General features: G+C 41.9%; 36 protein-coding genes and 2 pseudogenes. 18 read left to right on the top strand and 20 right to left on the bottom strand.

Annotated elements, in window-relative coordinates; genetic code table 11:
* Positions 1–185 precede the first annotated feature (185 nt).
* The gene (locus MKP07_RS06415) at positions 186–791 is read left to right on the top strand and encodes a superoxide dismutase (RefSeq protein WP_240845927.1); all 606 of its coding nucleotides are present in this window, start codon (positions 186–188) and stop codon (positions 789–791) included.
* 75 nt (positions 792–866) lie between these two features.
* Here the strand turns inward: MKP07_RS06415 and MKP07_RS06410 are convergent, their stop codons facing one another.
* From MKP07_RS06410 to MKP07_RS06400, 3 genes are all read right to left on the bottom strand, one after another.
* Positions 867–1460: an SIMPL domain-containing protein gene (locus tag MKP07_RS06410; protein ID WP_317235957.1), complete on the bottom strand. Its 594-nt coding sequence runs from the start codon at positions 1458–1460 to the stop codon at positions 867–869.
* A 334-nt stretch (positions 1461–1794) separates the two neighbouring features.
* The gene (locus MKP07_RS06405; protein WP_240845923.1) at positions 1795–2019 is read right to left on the bottom strand and encodes an energy transducer TonB; all 225 of its coding nucleotides are present in this window, start codon (positions 2017–2019) and stop codon (positions 1795–1797) included.
* Positions 1980–2564 carry a hypothetical protein gene (locus tag MKP07_RS06400; protein WP_240845921.1) on the bottom strand — a complete coding sequence of 195 codons (585 nt, stop codon included), beginning with the start codon at positions 2562–2564 and terminating at the stop codon, positions 1980–1982. The genes MKP07_RS06405 and MKP07_RS06400 overlap by 40 nt, the downstream gene beginning before the upstream one ends.
* Before the next feature lie 29 nt (positions 2565–2593).
* Here MKP07_RS06400 and MKP07_RS37835 point away from each other — a divergent pair, with 29 nt between their 5' ends.
* From MKP07_RS37835 to MKP07_RS41015, 8 genes are all read left to right on the top strand, one after another.
* Positions 2594–3133 (top strand): beta-ketoacyl synthase N-terminal-like domain-containing protein, encoded by a 540-nt coding sequence (locus MKP07_RS37835; protein WP_262919177.1) that lies wholly within the window; start codon positions 2594–2596, stop codon positions 3131–3133.
* A complete protein-coding gene (locus tag MKP07_RS37830; RefSeq protein ID WP_317235781.1) occupies positions 3060–3308 on the top strand; it encodes a beta-ketoacyl synthase N-terminal-like domain-containing protein in 249 nt (82 codons plus the stop codon). The genes MKP07_RS37835 and MKP07_RS37830 overlap by 74 nt, the downstream gene beginning before the upstream one ends.
* The gene (locus MKP07_RS06390; RefSeq protein WP_240845919.1) at positions 3230–3901 is read left to right on the top strand and encodes a beta-ketoacyl-[acyl-carrier-protein] synthase family protein; all 672 of its coding nucleotides are present in this window, start codon (positions 3230–3232) and stop codon (positions 3899–3901) included. Before MKP07_RS37830 ends, MKP07_RS06390 begins: the two co-directional genes overlap by 79 nt.
* Before the next feature lie 8 nt (positions 3902–3909).
* The gene (locus MKP07_RS06385) at positions 3910–4164 is read left to right on the top strand and encodes a phosphopantetheine-binding protein (protein WP_240845917.1); all 255 of its coding nucleotides are present in this window, start codon (positions 3910–3912) and stop codon (positions 4162–4164) included.
* 545 nt (positions 4165–4709) lie between these two features.
* Positions 4710–5210 carry an archaemetzincin gene (locus MKP07_RS06380; RefSeq protein ID WP_240845915.1) on the top strand — a complete coding sequence of 167 codons (501 nt, stop codon included), beginning with the start codon at positions 4710–4712 and terminating at the stop codon, positions 5208–5210.
* A 245-nt stretch (positions 5211–5455) separates the two neighbouring features.
* Positions 5456–5683, top strand: coding sequence for a hypothetical protein (locus tag MKP07_RS41025; RefSeq protein ID WP_317235780.1), 228 nt, complete (start codon positions 5456–5458; stop codon positions 5681–5683).
* Positions 5683–7134, top strand: a complete 1452-nt coding sequence (gene katG, locus MKP07_RS41020) for a catalase/peroxidase HPI (RefSeq protein WP_317235779.1) — start codon at positions 5683–5685, stop codon at positions 7132–7134. The genes MKP07_RS41025 and katG overlap by 1 nt, the downstream gene beginning before the upstream one ends.
* Positions 7122–7730: a peroxidase family protein gene (locus MKP07_RS41015; RefSeq protein WP_317235956.1), complete on the top strand. Its 609-nt coding sequence runs from the start codon at positions 7122–7124 to the stop codon at positions 7728–7730. The genes katG and MKP07_RS41015 overlap by 13 nt, the downstream gene beginning before the upstream one ends.
* 65 nt (positions 7731–7795) lie before the next feature.
* Here the strand turns inward: MKP07_RS41015 and MKP07_RS42205 are convergent.
* Positions 7796–8862 (bottom strand): annotated as a pseudogene (locus MKP07_RS42205) (DUF2891 domain-containing protein).
* Positions 8863–8963: 101 nt separating this feature from the next.
* On the opposite strand from MKP07_RS42205, the pseudogene MKP07_RS06360 reads away from it, so the two are divergent.
* Positions 8964–9880: pseudogene (locus tag MKP07_RS06360) on the top strand (TPM domain-containing protein).
* Positions 9861–10415, top strand: a complete 555-nt coding sequence (locus tag MKP07_RS06355; RefSeq protein ID WP_240845907.1) for a hypothetical protein — start codon at positions 9861–9863, stop codon at positions 10413–10415. Before MKP07_RS06360 ends, MKP07_RS06355 begins: the two are co-directional and overlap by 20 nt.
* A gap of 75 nt (positions 10416–10490) precedes the next feature.
* Here the strand turns inward: MKP07_RS06355 and MKP07_RS06350 are convergent, their stop codons facing one another.
* Entirely contained in the window at positions 10491–11537 is a 1047-nt protein-coding gene (locus MKP07_RS06350; protein WP_240845905.1) for a BtrH N-terminal domain-containing protein, read from the bottom strand.
* A 57-nt stretch (positions 11538–11594) separates the two neighbouring features.
* Complete coding sequence (locus MKP07_RS06345) at positions 11595–11993, bottom strand: hypothetical protein (RefSeq protein WP_240845903.1); 399 nt, start codon at positions 11991–11993, stop codon at positions 11595–11597.
* Positions 11994–12328: 335 nt separating this feature from the next.
* Here MKP07_RS06345 and MKP07_RS06340 point away from each other — a divergent pair, with 335 nt between their 5' ends.
* From MKP07_RS06340 to MKP07_RS06330, 3 genes are read left to right on the top strand one after another with little or no spacing between them, the layout of a single operon-like run.
* Positions 12329–13261: a peptidyl-alpha-hydroxyglycine alpha-amidating lyase family protein gene (locus MKP07_RS06340; protein ID WP_240845901.1), complete on the top strand. Its 933-nt coding sequence runs from the start codon at positions 12329–12331 to the stop codon at positions 13259–13261.
* Between the two features lie 22 nt (positions 13262–13283).
* Positions 13284–13523 (top strand): hypothetical protein, encoded by a 240-nt coding sequence (locus MKP07_RS06335; RefSeq protein ID WP_240845900.1) that lies wholly within the window; start codon positions 13284–13286, stop codon positions 13521–13523.
* Positions 13493–13825, top strand: coding sequence for a dihydrofolate reductase family protein (locus tag MKP07_RS06330; RefSeq protein ID WP_240845899.1), 333 nt, complete (start codon positions 13493–13495; stop codon positions 13823–13825). Before MKP07_RS06335 ends, MKP07_RS06330 begins: the two co-directional genes overlap by 31 nt.
* 18 nt (positions 13826–13843) lie before the next feature.
* Here MKP07_RS06330 and MKP07_RS06325 read toward each other — a convergent pair whose 3' ends face one another.
* A complete protein-coding gene (locus tag MKP07_RS06325; RefSeq protein ID WP_240845897.1) occupies positions 13844–14893 on the bottom strand; it encodes a fatty acid desaturase family protein in 1050 nt (349 codons plus the stop codon).
* A gap of 284 nt (positions 14894–15177) precedes the next feature.
* Between MKP07_RS06325 and MKP07_RS06320 the strand changes: the two genes are divergently transcribed.
* Genes MKP07_RS06320 through MKP07_RS06310 form a run of 3 tightly spaced genes read left to right on the top strand, consistent with a single transcriptional unit; the run spans position 15178 to position 16246 of the window.
* Positions 15178–15453 (top strand): RNA recognition motif domain-containing protein, encoded by a 276-nt coding sequence (locus MKP07_RS06320; RefSeq protein ID WP_240845895.1) that lies wholly within the window; start codon positions 15178–15180, stop codon positions 15451–15453.
* Positions 15454–15495: 42 nt separating this feature from the next.
* On the top strand, positions 15496–15750 hold the full coding sequence (locus MKP07_RS06315) for a short-chain dehydrogenase (RefSeq protein WP_240845893.1): 255 nt from the start codon (positions 15496–15498) through the stop codon (positions 15748–15750).
* A gap of 55 nt (positions 15751–15805) precedes the next feature.
* On the top strand, positions 15806–16246 hold the full coding sequence (locus MKP07_RS06310) for a cold-shock protein (protein ID WP_240845891.1): 441 nt from the start codon (positions 15806–15808) through the stop codon (positions 16244–16246).
* A gap of 137 nt (positions 16247–16383) precedes the next feature.
* On the opposite strand, the gene MKP07_RS06305 is transcribed toward MKP07_RS06310, so the two are convergent.
* From MKP07_RS06305 to MKP07_RS06245, 12 genes are all read right to left on the bottom strand, one after another.
* A complete protein-coding gene (locus tag MKP07_RS06305; RefSeq protein ID WP_240845889.1) occupies positions 16384–16824 on the bottom strand; it encodes a YciE/YciF ferroxidase family protein in 441 nt (146 codons plus the stop codon).
* A 227-nt stretch (positions 16825–17051) separates the two neighbouring features.
* Positions 17052–17273: a hypothetical protein gene (locus MKP07_RS06295; RefSeq protein ID WP_240845886.1), complete on the bottom strand. Its 222-nt coding sequence runs from the start codon at positions 17271–17273 to the stop codon at positions 17052–17054.
* Between the two features lie 80 nt (positions 17274–17353).
* The gene (locus MKP07_RS06290) at positions 17354–17812 is read right to left on the bottom strand and encodes a ferritin-like domain-containing protein (protein ID WP_240845884.1); all 459 of its coding nucleotides are present in this window, start codon (positions 17810–17812) and stop codon (positions 17354–17356) included.
* Between the two features lie 29 nt (positions 17813–17841).
* On the bottom strand, positions 17842–18180 hold the full coding sequence (locus tag MKP07_RS06285) for a hypothetical protein (protein WP_240845883.1): 339 nt from the start codon (positions 18178–18180) through the stop codon (positions 17842–17844).
* 27 nt (positions 18181–18207) lie between these two features.
* The gene (locus tag MKP07_RS06280; RefSeq protein ID WP_240845881.1) at positions 18208–18516 is read right to left on the bottom strand and encodes a hypothetical protein; all 309 of its coding nucleotides are present in this window, start codon (positions 18514–18516) and stop codon (positions 18208–18210) included.
* 50 nt (positions 18517–18566) lie between these two features.
* Positions 18567–18974, bottom strand: coding sequence for a hypothetical protein (locus tag MKP07_RS06275; RefSeq protein ID WP_240845879.1), 408 nt, complete (start codon positions 18972–18974; stop codon positions 18567–18569).
* Positions 18975–19014: 40 nt separating this feature from the next.
* Entirely contained in the window at positions 19015–19776 is a 762-nt protein-coding gene (locus MKP07_RS06270) for a UDP-2,3-diacylglucosamine diphosphatase (protein WP_317235955.1), read from the bottom strand.
* Between the two features lie 74 nt (positions 19777–19850).
* A complete protein-coding gene (locus tag MKP07_RS06265; RefSeq protein ID WP_240845875.1) occupies positions 19851–20042 on the bottom strand; it encodes a hypothetical protein in 192 nt (63 codons plus the stop codon).
* Entirely contained in the window at positions 20039–20740 is a 702-nt protein-coding gene (locus MKP07_RS06260) for a DMT family transporter (protein ID WP_240845873.1), read from the bottom strand. Before MKP07_RS06260 ends, MKP07_RS06265 begins: the two co-directional genes overlap by 4 nt.
* A 152-nt stretch (positions 20741–20892) precedes the next feature.
* Positions 20893–21585 (bottom strand): hypothetical protein, encoded by a 693-nt coding sequence (locus MKP07_RS06255; RefSeq protein ID WP_240845871.1) that lies wholly within the window; start codon positions 21583–21585, stop codon positions 20893–20895.
* 87 nt (positions 21586–21672) lie between these two features.
* Entirely contained in the window at positions 21673–22350 is a 678-nt protein-coding gene (locus tag MKP07_RS06250; protein ID WP_240845869.1) for a porin family protein, read from the bottom strand.
* 120 nt (positions 22351–22470) lie between these two features.
* On the bottom strand, positions 22471–22737 hold the full coding sequence (locus MKP07_RS06245; protein ID WP_240845867.1) for a hypothetical protein: 267 nt from the start codon (positions 22735–22737) through the stop codon (positions 22471–22473).
* Between the two features lie 159 nt (positions 22738–22896).
* Here MKP07_RS06245 and MKP07_RS06240 point away from each other — a divergent pair, with 159 nt between their 5' ends.
* On the top strand, positions 22897–23055 hold the full coding sequence (locus MKP07_RS06240; protein WP_240845865.1) for a hypothetical protein: 159 nt from the start codon (positions 22897–22899) through the stop codon (positions 23053–23055).
* 16 nt (positions 23056–23071) lie between these two features.
* Here MKP07_RS06240 and MKP07_RS06235 read toward each other — a convergent pair whose 3' ends face one another.
* Entirely contained in the window at positions 23072–24505 is a 1434-nt protein-coding gene (locus tag MKP07_RS06235; protein WP_240845863.1) for a DUF5689 domain-containing protein, read from the bottom strand.
* Positions 24506–24520: the final 15 nt, after the last annotated feature.

The following is a 24520-nucleotide window of genomic DNA, read 5'->3' as shown; positions in this document are numbered from 1 at the left end:
GATGCAGATTTTTTTAGTTTAAGGATATGTTAAATATAAGTTATTAAACTATAAATTACAATACCCTCATTTTGGAATAGTATTTGAGCCTATTCCTGTAACAAATTCAACTATCTCTTTCTAAATTTGTTATATTGCCAGGCAAACCGTTATTTTTTTAATCATAATATAAAAATTGAACAATCATGGCTTTTACCTTACCAGCCCTTCCTTATGCGAAAGAAGCATTGGAACCACATATCGACGCACAAACAATGGAAATACATCACGATAGGCATCACCAGGCTTATGTTGATAATTTAAATAAAGCAATTGATGGAACAGAGCATGCCGACAAGTCTTTAGAAGACCTGGTAAAAAATGCAGGTAGCATCTCTCCGGCAGTAAGAAATAATGGTGGCGGGCATTGGAACCACACTTTCTTCTGGGAAATATTAACACCAGGCGGCGCTACAGAGCCAACAGGCGCATTAGCTGATGCTATTACACAAGCGTTTGGTTCTTTGGATGCTTTAAAAGAAAAAGTAAGCACAGCAGGCGCTACACGTTTTGGTAGCGGCTGGGCATGGATTATCGTAAAAGACGGTAAGCTGGAAGTAAGTTCTACGCCTAACCAGGATAATCCTTTGATGGATGTAGCTGAAGTAAAAGGTACTCCAATTTTGGGTATTGATGTATGGGAACATGCTTACTACCTGAAATATCAGAACAAACGCCCGGCCTATCTTCAGGCCATCTGGAGTGTAGTAAACTGGGACAAAGTGGCCGAAAAATTTGAAGCCGCTAAATAAGCTAAGCTCACTTAATAGCATAAAAAATAGCCCATGGTTTAAACCATGGGCTATTTTTTATGTAAAACAACGGATCTATAGAATTTCAAAACGGGTCATTACGGTCGCTTCTACTTTCAGGTTCTCAAAGTTCAGATCGGCTGCTCCGCCAACTGCATCAGCCTGCTTCATCATTACATTAGCCATAGCATAAGGACGCTCAAAAATTTGCTGCTCCTGTATGTATAAGGCCTTACCAGCTTTCTGACCAATGCTTTCGCAAAGAAGGGCTGCTTTGTCTTTAGCTGCTTTGATAGCTTTTATTTTTACTTGCTGGCGATACTCTTCTATTTTACTGCTTTCCAGCTTTTCAATACTCGCATTAGAAATACCTATTTCTTCCAGTGCTAAAAATACCTGTCCGGCAGTTTTGCCATCGTGTACAATAATTTGATATTGCTTACTTAATAATACGTCTTTCGACAGGAAACCGGTTTTCAAATTGCTGGCTAAATCTTTAATCATTACATCTTTTTTAATATCAATACCTAAGGATTGTAGCTTCTGCAGCATTTGTTTCTCCTGTTCAGTGATGGCATTCTTATTTTTGCTGTCTTTTTCTGTAAGCAACACCTGGATGAATATTTTATCGGGGGTAAATTCCATTTCGGCTTTTCCGGTTACCTCGATATAGTTTTTGTCAATAAAATTTTTTCGCCCATTTGTGCAAAAGCGGTTAATGAAAAGAAAAATGCTAATGCGGTTAAAATTTGTTTCATACGATACGATTTTTTAAATGATCAATAATTTGCTATTAAGATGAGAAGAATCGTGGCGTTACATAGCCCTTTGCAAAATTTTAGGCTTTAAGGCATTTATTCTTAATTCTTTATGAAATCGTAAACGGCATGCAACCTTTTTAATTTGGAGCAAACAGCAAACGCCAGGCCTACTGTCGCTAAAAAACGCTGCTTCTGCATAATGGAGTAGCCTTAGAAAATATGGGAAAAAGGAAGAGAGAGTATTAGCGGAAATCTGCTATCTCAAAGCTTACTGGTTGTATCCTGTAGGCCTTTACAAACCGGCCATACTGCACGGCAGGTACCCAATTTTTGCTTTTAGTAATAATCTCTAGTGCATATTGGTCGAGTATTTCATTTCCCGAACTCTTGCGTATAGCAACATCTGTTACTTTACCGCGCGAATCAATTACAAACTGAATATCTGCCCGATATTGGCCTTCTCCCATTTTTTTAACGCTTTCTGATTTCGATTCAATGCCTTACCTGCATTGCGGCTTACATAATTTAGCCACTCGGACAGGCCTTCAGGGTAATCTGCTTCTCTTTCATAAAAGCAGTTTTCCTTTTTGGGAGAGCCGTCTTCTGCAAAACATTGAAAACTCACAGGTGCATCATCTTTTAAATGGGCTATCATTCCGGGTTGTCTGGTGCCCGGATAATAAAAATGCCATACCCCTTCTTTTAAGCCATTTTTATGATAACCAGAATCATACAACAATCCTAGCTGGTAGCCTATATGCATACCGTTTAGTTTCGTAAACGCAGAATCAATATTTTCATCAATATCACACATATACATACCGATATCCTTGATTCTATATTTATAACGAACCCAGCGATCGCCTGTTTTAAATTGTTTGGTAAAGCACTCTGCTGTATCCCTGGCTTCTATTTTATAATCATGATCACTATAAAAATAGAGTGTATCATTTTTTTGTGCGCATAAATTGATTTGAAAAAACAGGCAAATGGCCGATATCCATATTTTCATAAATAAGCTTTACTGGCAAAAGTATAAGATTGCAGTCAATTCTAAATCCCATTCGACCTGTACCTGTTTTTGTTGTAACAAAGTCTTTTGATATTTATTATTTTAAAAATACTTTTGTATTTATGAACAGAGTGGTGATCACTGGTATGGGTATTTATTCCTGCATTGGTAAAAATCTGCAGGAAGTAACAGCGTCCTTAAAAGCCGGCAAGTCGGGTATTATTTTCGACCCGGTCAGAAAAGAATTTGGCTATCGTTCGGCCCTCACGGGTTGGGTAGAGCGGCCTTCCCTAAAAGGGCTACTGGACAGGCGTTCCCGCATTATGCTACCGGAAGAAGGCGAGTATGCTTATATGGCTACCATCGAAGCGTTGAAAAATGCGGGTATAGATGAGTCTTATATTGCTGAAGTACAGCCGGGTATTTTATATGGTAACGACAGTTCTGCTAAAGCGGTCATCGAATCTACCGATCTGATCCGCGAAAAAAGACACCATGCTGGTGGGGTCGGCAGCGGTTTTCCAAACCCTGAATTCTACGGTGACCATGAACCTTTCTACTATTTTTAAACTGAAAGGGATCAACTTAACGGTAAGCGCTGCCTGTGCGAGCGGTTCACATGCGATAGGGTTGGCTTATGTATTGATAAAGATGGGTTTACAAAATTGCATTATTGCAGGGGGGCTCAGGAGATCAATCATCTCTCGATGGGTACTTTCGATGCGCTGGGTGCATTCTCAGTAAAAGAAGAGGCTCCCGAAAGTGCCAGCCGGCCATTTGATAAAGACCGTGACGGGCTGATTCCCAGTGGAGGCGCAGCTACCGTAGTGATAGAAAGCCTGGAAAGCGCCCAAAAGCGGGGAGCGAATATTATTGGAGAAATAATTGGTTACGGTTTCTCATCTAATGGGGAGCATATTAGCAATCCTACGATAGCGGGGCCCGCAAAATCATTGAAAATGGCGCTGCAAGATGCAGATTTACCACCAGAGGCTATAGATTATATTAATGCCCATGCTACAAGCACTCCTGCAGGTGACGCCAGCGAAGCCCAGGCGATACATGAGGTATTCGGAGCTGCTTATACACCCGTAAGTTCCACTAAATCAATGACAGGGCATGAGTGCTGGATGGCGGGCGCCAGCGAGATCATTTACTCTTCGTTGATGATGCAAAACAGCTTTATTGCTCCTAATATCAATTTTGAGAATCCTGATGAGGATACGCAACATCTCAACATCATAAAAAATACCACAGACAAAAATATAAATGTATTTTTGTCCAATTCTTTTGGGTTTGGGGGAACTAATTCTACCCTAATCGTCAAAAAGTGGTAAATATGGAAATGCAGGAAATAATTGAGAAAACTAACGCGTTTTTGGTTGAAGAATTTGAGGCAGATGCCTCATTAATAAACCCCGGGGCCAGTCTGAAAGAGGTGTTGGACCTTGACAGCCTGGACTATATAGACCTGGTTGTTGCTCTCGAAAGCAATTTTCACTTCAAAGTACAGCCCGGCGACTTTTTACCTCTGGTTACCTTCCAGGACTTTTACAGTTATATACAAGCCCAGATACAAAAGAAAGAATCCGTTTCTTAAAATTGTAGTTCGGTTGATTTTGTCATTTTACATTAACGGTCTTTCTTTACGGTTAAATAGGAATGCATTCTATGCTCCCCTCTTCGGGATATAAAAACTTTTGTACCTAACCAGGCCGTAATGCATTTGAGGCGTTATAATAAGTAGATTTGATTTAGAAGCACGAAAAATTAGATAGGATTTCTACTTTTAAAAAGGCGGCATTTACTAAATTGGGTATTCATTAGCCTAAAAATGATTATCCGTACAATCTGTTACTTATTAGTTGTCGTTTTGTTCAGTTTCTGCAATGGGAAAACAAACAGGAACCCGGGGCGTCTGACAAATGAGCAATATTTTGATCTGGTCAAAAAAATGACATAAGTCTTTCAGAGCCGCTGGAAGGCGAGTGGAGATTTCGAAACAAAGAAACAGGGCAAAGTTTCAAAGAATATCAGGCAATAAAATCTATTAAAAACGATTCCTCCTTAACGACAATTTACATTAAACCTATAGGAACATTTACTCCACTTCAATGGAAGGCAATCAGCTTAACACTTGACTATTTGCAGATATTTTTTCAAACCTCTTCTGGTTTGCTAAACCCAACTGATGAAAGGGTCATTCCCACGAAGGATATTCGAACCCACGAAAATCATCAACAGATATTAGCCAGCACAGTTTTGGATATTTTATACAAAGAGGAAAAGCCTGCTAATACACTGGCCTTGATGGCTATCACGGAAAAAGACCTTTTCCCATCCGAAAATTGGAATTATGTTTTTGGTCTGGCGTCTTATACAAAAAGAATTGGGGTGAGTTCTATTTACCGGCTCCAAAACAGTAAATTGGACTCTTTAAACTTTGACCTATGCCTGAAAAGACTGATCAATATATCGAGTCATGAAATAGGACATATGTTTAAAATGAAACATTGCATAACTGCCCACTGTGTTATGAATGGCTCTAATGGTTTACACGAAACAGATCTTTCTCCCAACAGACTTTGTTCTGAATGCCAGAAAAAACTTCAATTGGCACGTGGCTTCGATCTGCAAAAAGATTAATGGAGCTTACCGCTTTTTTTAAACACACCGGTTTAAAAGAAGATTTTCAGTATTTGATGAAGGATTTGAAAAGCTTGGAGTAAAAGACTGGATTGCGCATTAACGGATCTTCAATTTCACAATAGCTTAAAACTATAGAAATATAGATTTAATCGATTTTGATTATACTTGTGTTGTGATAAGTTTGTCATGCTGAAAATATCAGCGTTCTGCTTCCCAATTATTCAATCGCGAAAACGTATAAAATGGAAAATTCTAACGACATTAGTAAATGCCCGTTTCACAACGGAACTTTAAAACAAAACACCGGCGGTGGTGGTACCAAAAACAGGGACTGGTGGCCCAACCAGTTAAAGCTAAACATTCTCCGGCAGCACTCCTCATTATCGAATCCGATGGACGGTGAGTTTAACTATGCTGAAGCTTTTAAAAGCCTGGACCTGGAAGCCGTTAAAAAGATCTTCATGCCCTGATGACAGACTCTCAGGACTGGTGGCCGGCAGATTTCGGGCATTACGGTCCTTTATTTATACGTATGGCCTGGCACAGTGCCGGTACTTACCGGGTCTTTGATGGTCGTGGTGGCGCAGGTTCTGGTCAACAACGTTTTGCACCGTTAAATAGCTGGCCCGACAATGTGAGCCTGGATAAGGCACGCCGGTTGCTCTGGCCTATTAAACAGAAATACGGTAATAAAATATCATGGGCCGATCTGTTAATATTGACCGGTAATGTAGCACTTGAATCAATGGGCTTTAAAACCTTTGGATTTGCCGGCGGCCGGGCTGATGTTTGGGAGCCTGATGAAGATGTATACTGGGGCGCAGAAAGCACCTGGTTGGGTAATGAAGAGCGTTATGCTTCAGGTGTGGAAGGTACCGATAAAAATCATGGCGTAGTATCGTCTGATGAAGACCCTTCCGGAGCAGTCCATTCCCGTCACCTGGAAGAACCACTGGCGGCAGCGCACATGGGCCTTATTTATGTAAATCCTGAAGGACCAGATGGTAACCCTGATCCTATAGCTGCGGCAAAAGATATCCGGGATACTTTTGGTCGTATGGCGATGAATGACGAAGAAACCGTGGCCCTGATCGCCGGCGGACACAGCTTTGGTAAAACACACGGAGCAGCCCCTTCCTCCAACGTAGGCAAGGAGCCAGAAGCTGCAGGCCTGGAGCAACAGGGATTTGGCTGGAATAATAAATTTGGAAGCGGTAAGGGCGCAGATGCGATTACCAGCGGACTGGAAGTGACCTGGACCACTACCCCAACGCAATGGAGTAATAACTTTTTTGAAAATCTTTTTGCTTTTGAATGGGAGCTGACTAAAAGCCCCGGTGGAGCCCACCAATGGGTAGCAAAAGATGCAGATGATATTATCCCCCATGCGTTTGATGCAGACAAAAAGCAAAAACCCACCATGCTAACTACCGATCTTTCCTTGAGACTAGATCCGGTATATGAAAAAATATCAAGAAAGTTTTTAGCTGATCCTGATGATGCCTTCGCGGATGCTTTTGCGAGAGCCTGGTTTAAGCTAACCCATCGGGATATGGGACCACGCGCCCGCTACCTGGGATCAGAAGTGCCGGCAGAAGTATTGCTTTGGCAGGATCCCATCCCTGAAGTGGATCATGCTTTGATTGACAATAATGACATTGCATCCCTAAAGGCTAAGATATTGGGATCGGGGTTAACTGTATCCGAATTGGTTACTACTGCCTGGGCATCCGCGTCTACATTCCGTGGGTCTGATAAAAGGGGTGGAGCGAACGGCGCTCGCATTCGTTTAGCGCCGCAACGTTACTGGCAGGTCAATAATCCTGCACAATTGCAAAAAGTATTAAGTGCGCTGGAAGGCATCCAAAAAGAGTTCAACAGCGATGCTGCCGACGGTAAAAAGTATCTATTGCCGACCTGATTGTATTAGCAGGCGCTGCAGCAATAGAAAAAGCAGCAAAAGAAGCCGGACATGATATCCAGGTTCCGTTTACCGCTGGCCGCGCTGACGCCACCCAGGAACAAACAGATGTGGAATCAGTAGCTTACCTGGAACCGCTGGCTGATGGATTCCGCAATTATCGCAAATACAGATCGGGTGCAACAACAGAATCTTTGCTGGTAGATAAGGCCCAGCTGTTAACATTGTCGGCTCCTGAGCTTACTGTACTCATTGGTGGCTTACGGGTTTTAAATACCAATTTTGATGGTTCGGCACATGGTGTATTTACCGATACTCCCGGGCAGTTGACCAACGATTTCTTTGTAAACCTGCTGGATATGAATACCGCCTGGAAGGCTGCTTCGCAGGATCTTGAATTATACGAAGGCACAGATCGCGCTACCGGCACTGCAAAATGGACGGCAACACGCGCCGACCTGGTTTTTGGCTCGAATGCTGAATTAAGAGCTATTGCAGAAGTGTATGGAAGTTCCGACGGAAAAGATAAATTTGTAAAAGATTTTGTAGCTGCCTGGAGCAAAGTGATGAACCTGGATAGATTCGATCTGAAATAAGAAACACTCTCGATGTTTATGACAGGCCGTAGCAGATTTCTGCTGCGGCTTTTTTCGTGAGCGTATTATCGCACAGCCAGTGCATATACGGCAAAAGACGCCAGCCAGTGTTCTCCTCCATAACCTCCGCTGAATATTTTAGGCAAGGATTCATTAAGGAACTGTTGCGCCGTATTTTTAAATAGCGCTTTGTATCGGTGACCCGCAGGCAACTTTTGAGCAATACCCTTCATACACCAGGCCCTGCTAAAGCTAAGCCCGTCCAGGTGCACGATCTGGTAGTCGTTCCGGTCGCTGATCGTAGGAGCCTTACAGATCCGTTGAATCCCTGCAGCACTATAATAAGTATCCAGCCATTTTGCAAAGGCTGTTGGTGATAAGATCCTTTGCATCAGGTCTGCAGCCATCAGGCTGGGAGAGAAAAAATCAGCGCCATCAGGTTCCAGGTGAGCAGGTATATTTTTATTATTTAAATAAAAATGTTTGGAACGTTGAACGATCAGCCGTTCAAAAGCAGTGTCTCTTTTAGCTCGGGCCCAATCTAGTGCAAAGCAAAGTCCGAATGCCGTATTGCCATGTACGCCGGTTCGGTTGGGGTAGGTTTGTTTGGGTAAAAATCCTTCCATAACACTTCTATCTTTTGTGTCAGGGGCTGCATAGCCTCGTGCCATTTCTTTCCCAGCGGATCATTCCAGGTCAATAGCTCTTCGTCTAGCTTCAGCAGCCAGGCCCAGCCGTAGGTTCTTTCGTACCCTTTAGAAGCAGTGTATTTGCCAAAATAAACCGCTTCCTGCTCCATTTTATCTTTTTGAAACGATTGTTCTAAAACCTGTATAATGCTGTCCCTATCGGCGAGTTGGGGGAATTGTTTCAGCAGCCTCACCAGCATCCAGTGCCCGTGCACACTGCTATGCCAGTCCAGGCACCCGTAAAATACGGGATGCAGCTCGTGAGGTAATAATCGCGCATCATCTGGTCCATCACTTAAGTGAGATGTTTTATTTGGAAATTCTGTAGGAATACAGTGTAAAGGCAACCGGCTTAACCGGGCGGCAACCTCTTCTGTAAGTTTATTCTGAGCAAAGCTCTTAACAGCACATAGTATAAATAATAGCGCAAATATTTTTTTCATGTAGGGATAAATTCAGTTGTTATTATTGTGTTTGTGGATCGGGACCGGTTCAATCCGTTAAAAATAATAAATTGTGCCTTCTTTGAGCAGTATGTATCATTATGACTAAACATAAGTTTTTAGCTATCCTCTGCCTGCTGATTGCGATCAGTGGTTTTTGTCAATATACTATTGAAACAGTTCCCGATCCTAAAAAGCAGGGACAAAACTCTTTTGTGAGCGACCCCAACGGCATTCTGGGGTTAACTACTGTTGATATACTTAACAGGATATGCGTAGATATTGAGCAGCAGAGTTCTGCCGAAGTAGCGATTGTTGCTGTTGATGATTTTGAGGGCAGCAGCGACTTCGACTTTGCTTATGACCTGTTTAATCACTGGGGTATTGGCAAAGCCGCAACAACAATGGCCTGTTGGTATTTATAGCCCGCGACCGGCGCAAGTACCAGTTTATTACCGGTTATGGAATGGAAGGATCCCTGCCTGACGTAGCCCTAAGCACGATTGGCGAACGCTACCTGGCACCTAAGTTTAAACAGGGAGACTATGGAGGTGGCCTTGTTGACGCTATGAATGCTATTAAAAATGTGTTGCAAAACCCGGAAGTCATAAAAGAATTAAAGGTAGAAGCAGAGCAGAACTCTTTTTGGTATAAGAACAGCGATCAGTTATTATCCGCAGGTGCAGTCATTCTTGTTTTTATGGCTATCTTTTATTGGTTATCTTCTTTCAAAAAGCATATACCTCCGTCAGCCAAAAATAAAGACGCTAAAGCCATAGCAGGAGGCTGCGCCCTTGTATTTGTTATTGTTTTCGTGGGCTTCTTCGTTATCGCATTTCTGGAGATCGATATAGAACGATTAGTCACCATATCGGCATTGCCCTGGATTGCGTTGTTTTTGGGCTCCATCTTTATCCTGTTCAAATACATTGGTCAGCGAAACAATATTGTCAATGCTTATAAAGACGAAGAAAATATTGTAAATGCATTGGGGCAATTTGAAAAAGATATTGGATAATAGTATTGGTTTGCCCCTTGTTGCTCATTTTTTTATAGGGTATCTCAGAAGAAAAAGCCGGTTAAAACTGCGTTTACAACCTCCTGACCATTCCGGCAAATGGGTCAGAATCAATCGCGATGAAATTAAGGGCATAACTGCTTACCTTAGCCAGGGACAGCTACAGGAAGAAAAAATAAAATCCGTTACCTATGAAATATGGCAACACCTGGATGATGCTTCCATCAAGCTAATAAAATGGAAGGGCAGAAAACACAGGCGTTATGAGGATTGTCCCAAATGTAAGAACCGAACGCTTAATAAAGTGTATACCAAAACAATCACAGCTGCTACCTATAGCTCATCGGGCCTGGGCGAAAAAATGCAGGACTGTACTTTTTGTAACTATAAGCAATCGTTCGGCACTGTTATCTTACCTAAGTTACAAAAAAGCTCTTCCTCGGGTTCTGGTGGCTCCCGCAGCAGCTCATCAGGCAGTAGTGGTAGCTGGGGTGGCGGACGTAGCGGCGGCGGTGGCGCTGGCGGAAGCTGGTAACATCTTATAAATTGGACATAAAAAGCCTGCCTTATGCTTGATCAAACTTAAGGCAGGCTTCGCTGACATTAATGTTTATTTGGCCTTTTTAATGGCTTCTTTCAATTGTTTAAAAGCTTTTGTTTCCAGCTGCGAAATCTCAATCAGGCGATCTCCCATGTTGTCGTAGTCTGCCTGCGTACCCAGCCGCCCTTTATAAATGCCTGAAGCCTGGATGGCCGCATCGCGCCATTTGTCACCTGTAGTCGTTATTTGCTGAGATATCTGCAACAACTCGTCCATAGGCAGGTAAGCATGTGCCTGCTGCAGAAACGCGCCGTAAATAAAACGGAATCCACCGCCGCCCGTACCAATTTCTTCCTGCATTCTTACCAGCTGCGCCAGGTAGCCGCGGGCTTTATCATCGCCTAATTTATCCTTCCATTTTTTAATATTTCTGCCGGTATAAGCAATGCCCTTTGCCCCTCCAAAGGAACCGGGGATCATCAGCATATCGCGGCAATTACGCTTAATACCGGAAATAATGCCGTTGCGGATCTGCTCGTCGGTAGCCTCGTTAAGATGATCGCCCGGGTAGTACATTTGACCACGCGGTGCAAATGCGCCTTTGGCAAAACGTACCCGCTGCAGTTCATAACTGTTCATAGTAACCAGGGTTTCCATAATGGGATCACTGATAATATAATCATCGCCCTGTTTATCCACCACAATTAAATTATGCGCATTAAAATGAAAGCGATATTCTTTAGGGAAGTAAGTCAGGTAAAAAACACCCACCTGGCAGGCGGTTGGTTTACCTGCAATAAGGCGTTCATCCAGCTCCTGCATGGCTTTTTGAGGGGATACATATTTTTTGCGGGTTACCGGAATGCCCAGCGCTTTGCAGGTTCTTTTAAAAATAAGACCCGGCATGGTTCTGAAGGAAATAGCAGGACCGCCATTTACCTTCATAAAAGGCAGTTGAATATAGAACAGCCCGGAGCCGATACCAAAAGCCATTGGCTCAGTTAATTTATGAACACCGTAATGTTTTAATAAAGCAGTAGTTACACCGTTTTCGCAATGAGCGGCCTGCAAATGATGAAAACCATTTGCTACGGTTGATTGATTAATGGAGTCCAAATTATGTTTGATTTCTTGTTTTTAATTAAAGGCGTTGGCTTAAGAGGTATAATAAGATCAACCAAATGGTTTTTTCAGCTCATCTACACCTACCTCAAAAAGCTCAGCGTATTTTTTCAGTTTTTCTTCAGACAGCTTACTGAATACTGAAGGCTTCATGTGTTTTTTGATGGTCCATTTCCAATAGCCGGTATAAGCCGACAGTATAGAAAGGTCCATAATTTTCTTTTCCATGAAATACAGCAGGGGACTGGCTTCGCCATTTAACACTTTTTGTCGCGCAGCCTCTATTTTACTATTTACTTCTCCCCAGGCCACATTCAGTGCGTCTGTTTTTACGTCCCAGCCGGTGCTTTGGGCTGTTTCATATTTACCATCTGCGCCTACCACATAAGTTACTTCTTTGGCTATGCGGCCTAAAGCGCCATCATCCTGTGGAATTTCTTCTTTCTTCATAGAAAAAATGTTTACCGGGGCAAGCTAATAAAATTTGGCGAAACGAAGATAGCTGAAATAGGGTATGCTCTGAAAGGGACTGGCCAGCGAAAAAACAGAATTAAAAAGGTATGCCAATTTGCAGCAAGCAGCATTAAACTGCAGCAGGTTATCAGTCACACTAAATAACACGTTGTCAGTAAAATGAAATACATTGAAGTAAAGTTTTGGATGGAACACATAATTGATTTTTCTTTGAAGCCATACACCTCATGATAAAAAAAACCATCTATATTTTATTAGGAATAACGGCTTTACTTATCATAGCTTTTTTATTACAGCCCCTTAAAAAGGGTTTGGGATCAGATAGAATAACCCGGTACCGGTTAGATACAAACTGGCCTTCTTTGCCGTCCTCAGTTAAATTAGGTAATCCTACAGGCATTGCTCTCGATACGAACAAGAATGTGGTGGTATTACACCGGGCTGATCGTAAGTGGCCTTTATTTGGCCCGATGCCGCAAGATCTTATCAAACAAAAAACAGTGCTTTTTATTAATAAGGATAATGGTAAGCTCTTGCATAGCTGGGGCGATCAGCTGTTTATAATGCCTCACGGGCTTACGGTAGATCGTGAAAATAATTTATGGATAACAGATTTGGGCTTACACCAGGTATTTAAGTTTAGCCATGAGGGAAGACTTTTGTTGCAACTAGGAGAAGCTGGCGTTGCTGGTAATGATAGCGCACATTTTAATATGCCCACAGGTGTTGCAGTTGCTGATGATGGGTCGTTTTATGTGAGTGATGGTTATGGAAATAGCAGGATACTCCGGTTTACGGCCGATGGGAAATACCTGTCGCAATGGGGTACAAAAGGCAATCAACCCGGTGAGTTCAATATTCCGCATGGTATAACTATCAACAATAAAGGATGGGTATATGTGGCAGACCGGGAAAATAACAGGATACAGGTATTTAATGCGGTCGGTACTTTTATAAAGCAATTATCAGGAAACTGGGGAGCCGTTAATTCGGTTGATTGGGATCCTACAGGATTACAAATGTTTGCATCTGATGATGTTGCTTTTTTAAAGATGAAACACCGCGGATCTGATATTTTAGTTTTCGACACAGATGGCAAGCTTCAAACAAGAATAGGCCGTAGTGGTTTTTATAAGGGTCCTGTTACCTGGTATCACGATCTGGCAACAGATAGCGAGGGCAATATTTATGTGGGCGATATTCTGGGAAATACGATTCAAAAATTCAAAAAGCTAACAAAATAGAATTGGATAAAATTGTTCGATTATGAAAAAAGTAATACTAGACCTTGCTGTAACCCTCGACGGATTTATTGAGGGGCCCAATGGCGAAATTGACTGGTGCATTATGGATGACGATATGGACTTTGATGGTTTTTTGGCGGGCATTGATACCATTTTTTATGGTCGCGTGAGCTATGATGCCTGGGGAAATTACCAACCCAATGCAGAAGCATCGGAGGCAGAGCGAAACCTATGGAGCGCTGTGCACGAAAAGAAAAAATAGTGTTTTCCAGCCAGCACAGGCAAGATGACAAAGCTATATTTATCCGGTCGGGTATAGCCGCCGCAGTGTCTTCCATTAAAAACGAAAAAGGAAAAGACATTTGGCTCTATGGAGGCGCCAGCCTTATTAAAACTTTTATACAGGAAAGATTGATTGATATTTACCGCATCTCGGTTCATCCCATAGCACTGGGCGCCGGCAAACCTTTGTTTGAAGACCTGGAAGAACGCATAGCGCTAAAACTGATTAAGACCAATGTGTTTCAATCGGGGGTAGTGCAGCTTATTTACGAGCCGCAATAGTAAATGAATGTACCTGCCCTATAACGGTCTATAACATTTTTGAGTGCGCTCCCGCATTACCTGTATGGCCTGCTCCCGGGTATCAAACATACCGTTGATATTTACCAGGTTGTCTGCAAGTTTATGGTATTGCTTGGTCATCAGGTAAATAAATATATGCAGGTAATGAATGCCATCGAAAACGATCGCTTTTCGCGCCGCAAACTCATCTTTTCGTTTTAAAAACTCTGCGGGCATTTCGGTATAATGCAAGCCTGGTCTGATGTGGTGGATAATGTGGTACCCATCGTTCCAGCAGGTATGGTTATACACCGTATTAATACAATTGATAGAATTAGTATATAAATTATCCGGATCCTTAGCGTCTATAAAAGAATGTTGAGTCCAGTTGCCTAACATCATTACCAGCCTCGCAAACAATAAAGGAACAATAAACACAAGCATTGTAGCTTTAAAATTTACAAAGCACATTGCAATGCAAAAAGCCATATACACATATTCGCCTAATGTGAGGCGGGTATATAATTTTTTTCTTTTACGATTGAACAAATACTGAATCGTATTAATAACACCCAGGAAGATAAAGTTTAGAAAATATTTGATGAAATCAACCACACTATCCCGCTGATAATGCATGGTACTGCTGGTATCTTCTTCATTATTATTTTCTACGTGATGCATACCCATGTGATGACTAAAATAACCTTCAGGTGCATGTCCAAAAAGCGGGCAAACAATCCATGTAATGTACGTATGCAACCATTGGTAAGGCTTTTTGAAAACTTTTCGATGACACATACAATGAAACATCAGGCCAAAGCGCCCCTTAAAATAAAGCTGGGCTATGTAGAAGTAGACAACTGCAACCGCCCACCAGATCCATCCTGTAAGAATATTAGTAAACAAAAGTATGGCCAACGGAAAAACGGTAAGATGAATAAGAGTCAACAAATGAATAAACGGAAGGTCCCGCTTATCGTTCATTAACTTGAGCCAAAGCCGATCATAGGCTGTTGGCTGATAATCAGCATTATATACAGGGTCGGTGAGATTTTGCAAAGACTTCATTGCGGTAAATTAGATAAATAAAATGGGAACAGGCCATGTATTTGAAGAAATAACGCAGCAGGGCTGCAATCTACTGCTATTTATGTGTATAATGATTGAGAATTTGTTAAAATAAACTGGGTAAAATGTTGATTTTTTAAAAAAATACCCTTATGTGAAGTAATAATTGTATATTTGCATTGTTAATTTGAGTTACTGCTCGTTGTAAACACCTTGTGTTCCCACCTTTGTTTTACAAGTTTGCCATTTCCTCGAATCTATTTCAAAAATTAAAAAATTTACAAATGAACATTTACGTGTCCAATCTTGGGTACAGCTTCAGTACAGAAGACCTTACCGAATTATTTTCGTCTTACGGAGCAGTTGACTCAGCAAGAGTTATAACTGATAAATTCACTAAACAGAGTCGTGGCTTTGGTTTTGTTGAAATGGCTGATGAAGATTCTGCTCAAAAAGCCATTAAAGACTTAAATGGTACTATGCAGGATGGCCGCTCTATTAAAGTAATAGAAGCTCGTCCAAAAGAAGAAAAAACGGGTTATTCTAACAGCCGTTGGTAAAAAAGGTGCCAGTTATGGCAGAACATTTTAAAAGATTTATATATGGATAGTTTATCGATAGAAAAATTCCTGGAAACAAAAACAACCGCTAAAGTTGTTAATGTACATTTTAAAGACAGGTCTACTGTAACTGGCCTTTTTGTTAACCATAGAGATTACGACGAGTTAAAAGCTAAAAACTTTTGGCGCGTTGTAAATGTTAAGAATATGAAACAATGGGAGCAAACGGGTGATGTAGAATTATCCCGCCTGTTTAATGGTGCTTCGTTTACAAAACTTACGGCATCAGCTAAGTAAGGTGCTTATCTTTGTTGTGCAATTTTATTAATCTTAAACAATCTAAAACATTTTAATGGGAGAAACCTGGAACAAAAGGGAAAGAGAACAGAAAAAGAGAAATGCTAAAAAGCAGAAAGACGAGAAAAAGCAGGAGCGTAAAGAAAATACCTCTAAAGGAAAAAGCCTTGATGAAATGATGGCTTATGTGGATGAGTTTGGAAATTTATCAGATACGCCTCCACCTAAAGACAAACGTCCTTCATCGTTACCTATACCACCTACAGTGGCTAATAGCAGGGAGCTGAATGAGGAAGCTGTTACTCAGCGAAATGGTATCGTTACATTTTTCGATAGCAGCAAAGGTTATGGCTTTATTAAGGATACCCGTACGCAGGAAAGTATTTTCGTGCACATTAATTCTTCAATGGTTGATTTACAGCAAAACCTAAAAGTAGTTTTTGAAGTGCAGCAGGGCCCCAAAGGACTGGTTGCCGTTAATGTTGCGGCGGCATAGTGCCCGCCTTTGAAGAAAACCATCTTCTTCTAAATAGAAGACTATTAATAAAAAGGCTGCAACAACTTGTTGCAACCCCTTGCTATGGAGTAGTAATAACAATTATTCCATAGCATCTATATTAATTCCACCCTTAGCTAACTCTGTGAGTGTTTCATCACAATTTTTTCCTGCGCTAAGATCTTCAGTAAGTGATCAAGGGCTGTTTTTTCACCTAAGGTTTTAGCGTAAGTAGCCAATGTGCCGTAAGTAGCTATTTCGTAATGTTCTACTTTTTGGGCAGCTGCTATGATTCCCGCATCACGCACAGGCCCCGGCGAAGTTTCTTTTAAAATACTATCTCCCTCTTCTATTAACCCCTGCATGGCATCGCACTTTTCAGCCTTTGCCTTTTTCCCAATCGATTCAAAAACCGCTTCTACAATAGTTACATGTCCGCGGGTTTCCTCCAGGTGTGTAGCAATAGCATTTTGAAGATCTGGAGAAGTAGCATTTTTCTGCATTTTAGGAAGAGCTTTGGTGAGTGCTTTTTCAGCCCAATAAATGTCTTTTAATCCATGCTCAAATAGCTCCCTCAATTCTGTAGCCGCATCTTTTTTGGGAGCTACTTTTTTGCAGCTACCTTTTTTGCGGGTGATTTTTTTGCGGCTGCTTTGCCTGCTGGCCGAGCTGTTTTTTGAGGGGCGGCCTTTTTGCTTTTGCCATAATGATAAGGTTTAAAAATTAATGGATTAGAATATATTAAATGGGTTAGAACAAATTATTAGCGCTGATCATTCAGCATTCTAAAAGGAACTGATTAAAACTAAAAAGCTCCGACAGGATAAATCTCCAGTTCGTCCTGTAATTTATCGGTAACAATACGCGTACGCCTTCCGTCAATTACCTCTTCATGCCATTGCCATTCAGCCAGGTTAATCGACGTATTGATGTTTGTGAGGTAGGCAATAGAGCTTCCCGTAAATAAAACCGGGATAGCAGATCCACTTTCCTGGTCGCTGTTAGTATTATTATGAAATATGCGCATATTATTAAGTTAAATGATTAGAAGGGGTGAGAGGAAAGGCGACGAAATAAATTTCGCCGCCTGATTTATATGGAGTTTGCCTAATGTATAACTGCATCTCGCAGGTTCCTGATCTGGTCGTGTGATGCCTTAAGCGCCGATTTTTGTTTGCGGATCAGGTCTTTAGTACGTGGCATTACTTCTTCGTCATCCAAAGCCATTTGATAGGCTTTCTGAGCAGCATCTTCACCCGCTTCGCAATTGTTTAATACGGTTTCCCTGTCTCCACCGGTAAAAACAGCTTTCACATCCATCCAGGCCCGGTACAATTTGCCTGAAGTAGTAGTGCCATCTGCCGGAGATCCGCCATACTCCACCACCAGGTCCTCCAGCTCTTTCTTGTGCTCTGTACTTTCACCGATCATAGAATTGAATAAAGATTTTAAATCTGCGTCCTGACCGTCTTTCAGCTCTTCTATGCCTTTTTGATACCCAACAATACGATCGTTATTAATTTGAATAAGATCATTTAATGCATCAATGCAAGCTTTGTGTTCCATTTTTATTCGTTTTTAGAGGTTACATATTTTTAAATAGGTACTGATTTCTTTGGAATGAATAATCCAATTAGTGTACCAAAAAGTGATCGGTCTGGCTCAGGAAGAGGATAGGATAGTACGCTGTAACCTAACACAGGTAAGCATTTCAGCGAAACGAGTGTAGAATAATTTACACAACTGCAGCGAGTGCGTGTACCACTTTTTGGATAACCCCTGGTGGTATTGATTTGTGAAGGGCTATTTAATATTTTGTCAGAAAATGAGTGTGTAAATAATGCTACACCAATATTGCGAACGTTCTTTTGGGCAAATAAAAAGTAAGCAAAATTTTCTTTGCATTTTTTCAAAAAAAATTCCAGCTTAACCATTTGGCATCGGTAAAAGGGGTGATATTGCTATCTATGCAGGCGGTACATTTCCAATCCGGCTTTTCCCAGCGCATATAATTTCCCCTCTTTCAACAAAAGCTGGCGATAGGTAAGCATGTTTTCCGGGATGGGCCACTCATCGTATTTGAATGTAGATACATTATAGCTGTATAGTTTACTATTGGCAACACCGGTAATCAGTTGGTCGGCTATTCGCAAATGGCTCCAGCGGGTTATGTCTATCTTATTTTTATAAGCACCATAATAATCAAATACAAAAATGCCCTGCAGCGAATCGTAGAGATATACTAAACGGTTCTGATCAAAAATTTTCACCGGCGTCAGTGCTTTGTCAAAGACCTGGCGAAAATCGGAGGTTTTAAAGATTACCTTGCCCTCGTCGTCGAGTTTTTCAATACATTGTCCATATCGTCGTACATCCAGATCTTTCCATCATAAGAAAGTCCTACGGCAGTAACATTAAAAATATTTTGCCGGCGCAGGTCGATGGTGTTTTTCAGGTTCAGCATACCATCTAATATGGCAATAGTTGAAAAGCCTTTATAATAGAGTAGTATCTTAACCGGGTTGGAAACGTCCACCAGGCTGGCTTCTCCAAATTTTTTAATATCGTTGAAAACGGAAACCGAATCACCGTTGGCATTCAGCTTTTTAAGCTGGTTGGAAGCGCCGAGCAGGTAAATGTTGTCCAGGTTATCTACCGAGAAAGAAACATAATTGCCCGGTATATTTTTTAACATCGGCCCGGGAGATATAGGCTGACTTTCAGCCAAAAGGCTGACAGCAAATAAAAAAATAGGATAATTAAACGTCTCAATGGTTGCGTACTATTTTATGATCATTATGTTGATACGATAACAGCTGCATATCATTCCCGTCGAATACTGCGTAGGTATAAAAGCTGATCCAATCTCCGAGGTTGATATAACGGCTGTCTGCGGTAAGACGAAAGTCGATGGGTAAATGTCTGTGTCCGAAAACAAAAAAATCGAAATGCTTTTCCTGCAGCTTTTGTTTACAGTATTGTACCAGCCATTCCTTGTCTGCTCCCAGGAATACTTCTTCCGAGCTACCCGTTTTAGCCCGGCTTCGGCGACTCATATAGTTGGCTACGCCAATGCCGATCTGGGGTGGCAACACACCAAATGCCCACTGACATACCGGGTTTCTGAAAACTTTCTTTAGTCTTTTGTAACCTTTATCACCGGGGCCCAATCCGTCGCCATGACCAATCAAAAATTGTTTGCCATTCCAGTTAAATTCTTTTGGCTCAAAATACACCGGCATGTTCAGCTCCTGTTGCAGGTAATCGGTCATCCACATATCATGATTGCCCACAAAAAAGTGTAGCTGTATTCCTTTGTCAGAAAGTTGTGCCAGCTTGCCCAGCAACCTTACGTATCCTTTGGGCACAACATATTTATACTCATACCAGAAGTCGAACATATCACCTACAATAAAGATCTCCGCTGCTTTATCTTCAATTTCATTCAGGAATTGAACAATGAGCTTCTCACGCACCAGGCTATCTGCATGAGAAGGAGTACCCAGGTGAAAATCTGATAAAAAGTATATATTTTTTTCTGTTCCAAGTTAACCGGATGTAGTTGGTAAAATTAGGGAGATGTTTTCATTTTAATTCCAGGCTGCTACTCCATGGGTGTATTTAGCTTTTTGTCATAATGGCTGACACCCAGCCCTGCCAATACCATTGCTAAACCAGCAACGGTAAACAGGCTGATTTGATCGCCCATCAAAAGAGCCGCTATAATGATACCGAATATTGGACAAAGGAATAGCCAAAGCCCTGCTTTTACCGCATCCTGTTTGATCAGCCTCAACCATAATAGTACGGCGGCAATAGAAACGGGGAGCGCGAGCCAAAGGGTTCCTGCCCAGAAGCCGGTTGAAAAAGATTAGCGTCTGACTTATAGGTTAATAGCATAAAGGGAAGCAGGAAAATGCCTCCTAATAGCGTTTGCCAGCCATTGATGGTGAGCAGGTGTAACCCCTCCCATTTGCGGGACGTAAAATAAATAGTGCCTAATGCATAAGAAAACATGCTTACCAATAGCAGAACCAAGCCGCGGGCCGTTACCGATGCATCCGCAAATAAAGGCCAGGCTACTACTACAAAGCCGCAAATGCAAACTAATAAAGCCAGCAAAATGCGCGGGCTGATCGGCTTCTTTAAAAAGATCAGCGATAAAAAGCTAATGAAAACCGGACTGGCAGCCACGGTGAGTGCTCCTACGCTGGCTGTTACTTCCTTCATAGCTACCACATACATGCCGAGATAAACAGAAATGTTGAGCAACCCATAAATAGCCAGCTGCCGCCACTCCCTGCCCTGTGGCAATTTGTTCTTTAAAATAAAATGAGAAACCAATAACATAATAGCGGCGGCTATGCCAAACCTAAACACTGCCACTACTAATGGTTGTGCATCTTTCAAAGCCACCTTAGTTGCCGTTGCTGCCGAGGGCCAGAGTATGGCAAAAATAAACCCCGTGATCAGCCATGACTGCTTATTATTCATCTTTCTAAAAATGGTGCAAAGGTACTGTTTGCTGCAACAATAAGAGAGTAGGCACTTTTAAGGCCTTTTTCATGGCCGGCATATCTTATTCCTCATTTACCCTTAATCCAAAATTTAGAATACAGCTGTTATAGTCGTCTTTAAACCTGGTATTATTGAATTATCGTCACAGTGTTTCCTCCGATAGAGTAGGTTCCGGCAGAAAAATTATTACATAGGGCGGGGTTTAACCGCAGCAGCAATTGGGGAATTATATTGTCCTTAATATACCCTACAAATACATCAGAACTGTAATCTGTGATCAGGAAAATATAATTTTCAATCGTAGCCCTTCCGGTATTGCAATCTATTTCTACCGTCTGTTGCCCTTTGCTTGCAACCAGCTTCACTTCACCGCATACATTACCAGGGGTTGTAAGCGTAATTTTTGCATATACATGGCGAAAAGGTCTTAGCTGTAATAATTCTGTATAGTTGTTGCTGGTGGCAGCATCCGTATAATTTACCGTAAGTTTTTTAGTACCCAGCGTTGGCACGGACACCGATACCTTGTTTCCATTGCCAATTGGCTCTCCATCTATCAACCACCTCACATCTTTTACATTGCCAGATAGTTCGGTGTACTCCAGCACTACATGGGTGGCAGATGGTATAGCTATTGCATTTGCTAAAGCTTCGGTTTTAATACTTTGTCCAAAATAGTTGGATGCATATGCGGCTATCTTAATTTTTGGCTGAACGGGATGCTGTGCCTCTGCTCCGGCCTCAGGCGTGGCGTTATAGCCGGATTTTGTGCAGCCTGCTATACAAATGGCCATCGCGGATATTAACAGGCAATTTTTCATATCGTTTGATTTATTTTTTCAGAGTGTTGAAATTTGCCAAAAAAGAAGCTACCTGCTCAGTAGCTTCTTACAAATGAAAATTGTCCTTTAAAACCTATACCTGATACTGAAACCGAAGTAGTTGTTTTTATACGATACATTATCTTCAACGCTTACATTCGTAAAGTTGGGGCGATACTGTAGCTGAAAGCTTAAGCCATTATTAAGCTGGTAACCCGCAAAAGCATTGGCTCCCCACTCCAGGCGTTTAAAGTGTGCGTTATCGTCTGATGTATTTTTACCATCGAATTTTATGCTGATGCCTTCACTTTCGTTGATAGGATCGCCGCCACTGGTAGTACCTCTGGCGGTTGTTTTAATTTCTCCTCCCAGGCCCATGCCTAAAACAGGCCCTGCTCCAAAATAAAAGCCCTGAGCATCTGCCCCATTTAGTTTGTACATCAGGTTAACAGGCATTTCGAGATAGTTGGTTTTTGTAACCACATTCAAATCTCCGCTTCCGCCTTCATTCTCTATATGGGTTACAGCCTTGCCTCCTTTATGCACAAAATTTAGTGCAGGATTGATGAATACGTTTTGGCTTACAGGTATTTCTGCAAATACACCGGCTTTGAAACCGGCTGTCATCCGGTATTTTACATTTTCATCGCCATCGGCTTTTACTTTAAAGTTGCTGCCTATTGCGCCGGCCTGTATACCAAACTTTGTTTGCGCCTGTGTGGTAATAGTGGCCAGTAACAGGGCGCTTAGTATTATCTTTTTCATAATGATAGAGTTTTAAATGAACCAATTGTTTTTACAGTGTAAAACTGCAAAACATGGCGGTTTAGAACAATACCATGAAATGATGAAATTTGCCGATACCCATTTATGGGGATAGTAAGGTTACCGTACGACCCCTTCTATTTTTACGTTGTCGATGCTAAAGGTTCCTCCAGTTGTTTCTGCATTAAATCCGTACCATCGGACTCTAATTGGAGTGCTGATATTGGTAAAACTTTCTCCCGGAATCACCACACAACCTTCCTGTGCAGTAGTAGCAGCATCGGCTATCTGGAAAATATTGTTGGCGGCAACTGACAGATTACTGTTGAGAGGTACAATAGCAGCAGACAAATTAGCTGTATAGCCATCCATACCAGAACGCAGCACTACCTGCCTTATGCCTGTTCCTGAACGTTGAAGGGTGAATGTAATTTTACTAAGATCTATTTTTTTACCAGCACCTGGTGTTATAACTATTTCATAATACTTATTTAAATCGGGGAGCCTTTTAAACTATCCGATCCGGTAGCGACATCCGTTGGCCAGTTGGTAAAAGAGAATCTGCCTCCTGCGGATGAATTGGCCCCAACACCAACTGCGGAAAATGGGCTAAAGATCAACCCCTCTACTGTTGGAGGGTTTCCCGGATCTGTGGTGCCTGACGTATTGGTAACACTAGCAAAGTCATATACTGCAGCAAAATAGCCACCCGTTCCTCCTTCTATATCATTTTGTTGGCGGAGTGTGATCTGTGTTTCGAGCGGAGCGCCGCGCTTGCAGACTGAAATACAGAAACATAACCCGTGATGCTGATTGCTGCGGCCGGCATGATGATATCTGCGGTATTGCGAACAAAAGTCGCAAGTTGTCCAGTTGCATCGGATAGGATGTAATTGGAACCGGTGCTGCCGGATGTGCTGGCTGTAATACTTATATTATTAATAGATACCAGTGTAGATTCCCATTCCCTGTTATTCGCTATTATATCGGCAATAGTTGCTGGTCTGGGCGTAATAATACCTGTTCCCGATTTGACCACTGCAGCTACATTGTTTACCTGTAATCCTCCATTGAAGGTGCTGAGTGCAAGTCCTCCTACATTTACTGTTAATGAATCTCCTGGCACGGCATTAGGATTGGCGCCCGTAGTAAAACGCAATTGAATGCCGCCGCTGGCGTCCTGCAGGCGATAATTTCCTGCTGCTTCATTCTTGGTGCTGGAAACAACAACCCCTTTAATAGAAACACCTGCAGGAACCGATGAATATCCGGTGGCGTAGGCCTTAAGGTCAGCAATGGTTTTTAAAACAGGTACCGGCACCTGGCCATTGCAGCGGGTCCCTGTGAATGCTACATCCGTCGTGTCCCTAATGGTCAATTGCATGGTGCCATTAAAAATGCTGGGTATACCGGTTGGCCCTCCATTCCCATCAGGAACATTAAAAGCGGCGAAACGTGCATAGCTACTGGTTCTTAATATCATGCTTTGTTTTTCGCAGGTAGTAAGGGTGAAGTTTACCGCACTAATATTGGTAGTAGGATCCGCATAAGTTTTACTAATATCTGCATCTCTGAATTCTACATTATTGATTTGTACCAGGGTGCTTAGTAGCGGATCGTTGATTGTTTTCGTAAAGTCGGCAGGCTTTACAATCTTGGGCGTTACGGTATTATTAAATGAACCCTTTACAATATACTGGTCAAACAATGTTTGAGGTATACCTTCAAGGTTTAAAAAGCGACCATCACCTGACCGGGAGGAGTCGATTCCAATCTGGATCGTACCGCCATAGTCTCCAAGCATCATTCCTTTCAGTAAAATATATACCCTGCGGCCAACCGGGTATTGGGTATACACATTATTGGCGTCCAGCAAAACAGGTATACCACCTGTCTCATCCTGTATAATGATTTGTTTGTAAAAATTACCCGACCGGTCATCTGCAATCACTATTCCCGAAACAATGTGCTCATCTTCAATACGTTGAAAATCACCAATAGCGGAGTAGCGGTTTTTGAGCTCCATAATAGATAATGTGGCGTCTATCTCGGGATCTGCATTCGCCGGAGGTACATCAAACTTCCTGTTGCAGGAGGTTGCCAGTACAATTGCCATCAAAGTGATTATCCATTTGTTCAGTAAATTTCTTTTCATAGCAAAGCATTTATT

It is taken from the genome of Paraniabella hibiscisoli (genome assembly GCF_022512515.1).
GTDB lineage: Bacteria > Bacteroidota > Bacteroidia > Chitinophagales > Chitinophagaceae > Niabella > Niabella hibiscisoli.
The sequence above is the reverse complement of the archived record's forward strand: the minus strand, read 5'-3'. Positions and strand labels throughout refer to the sequence as shown.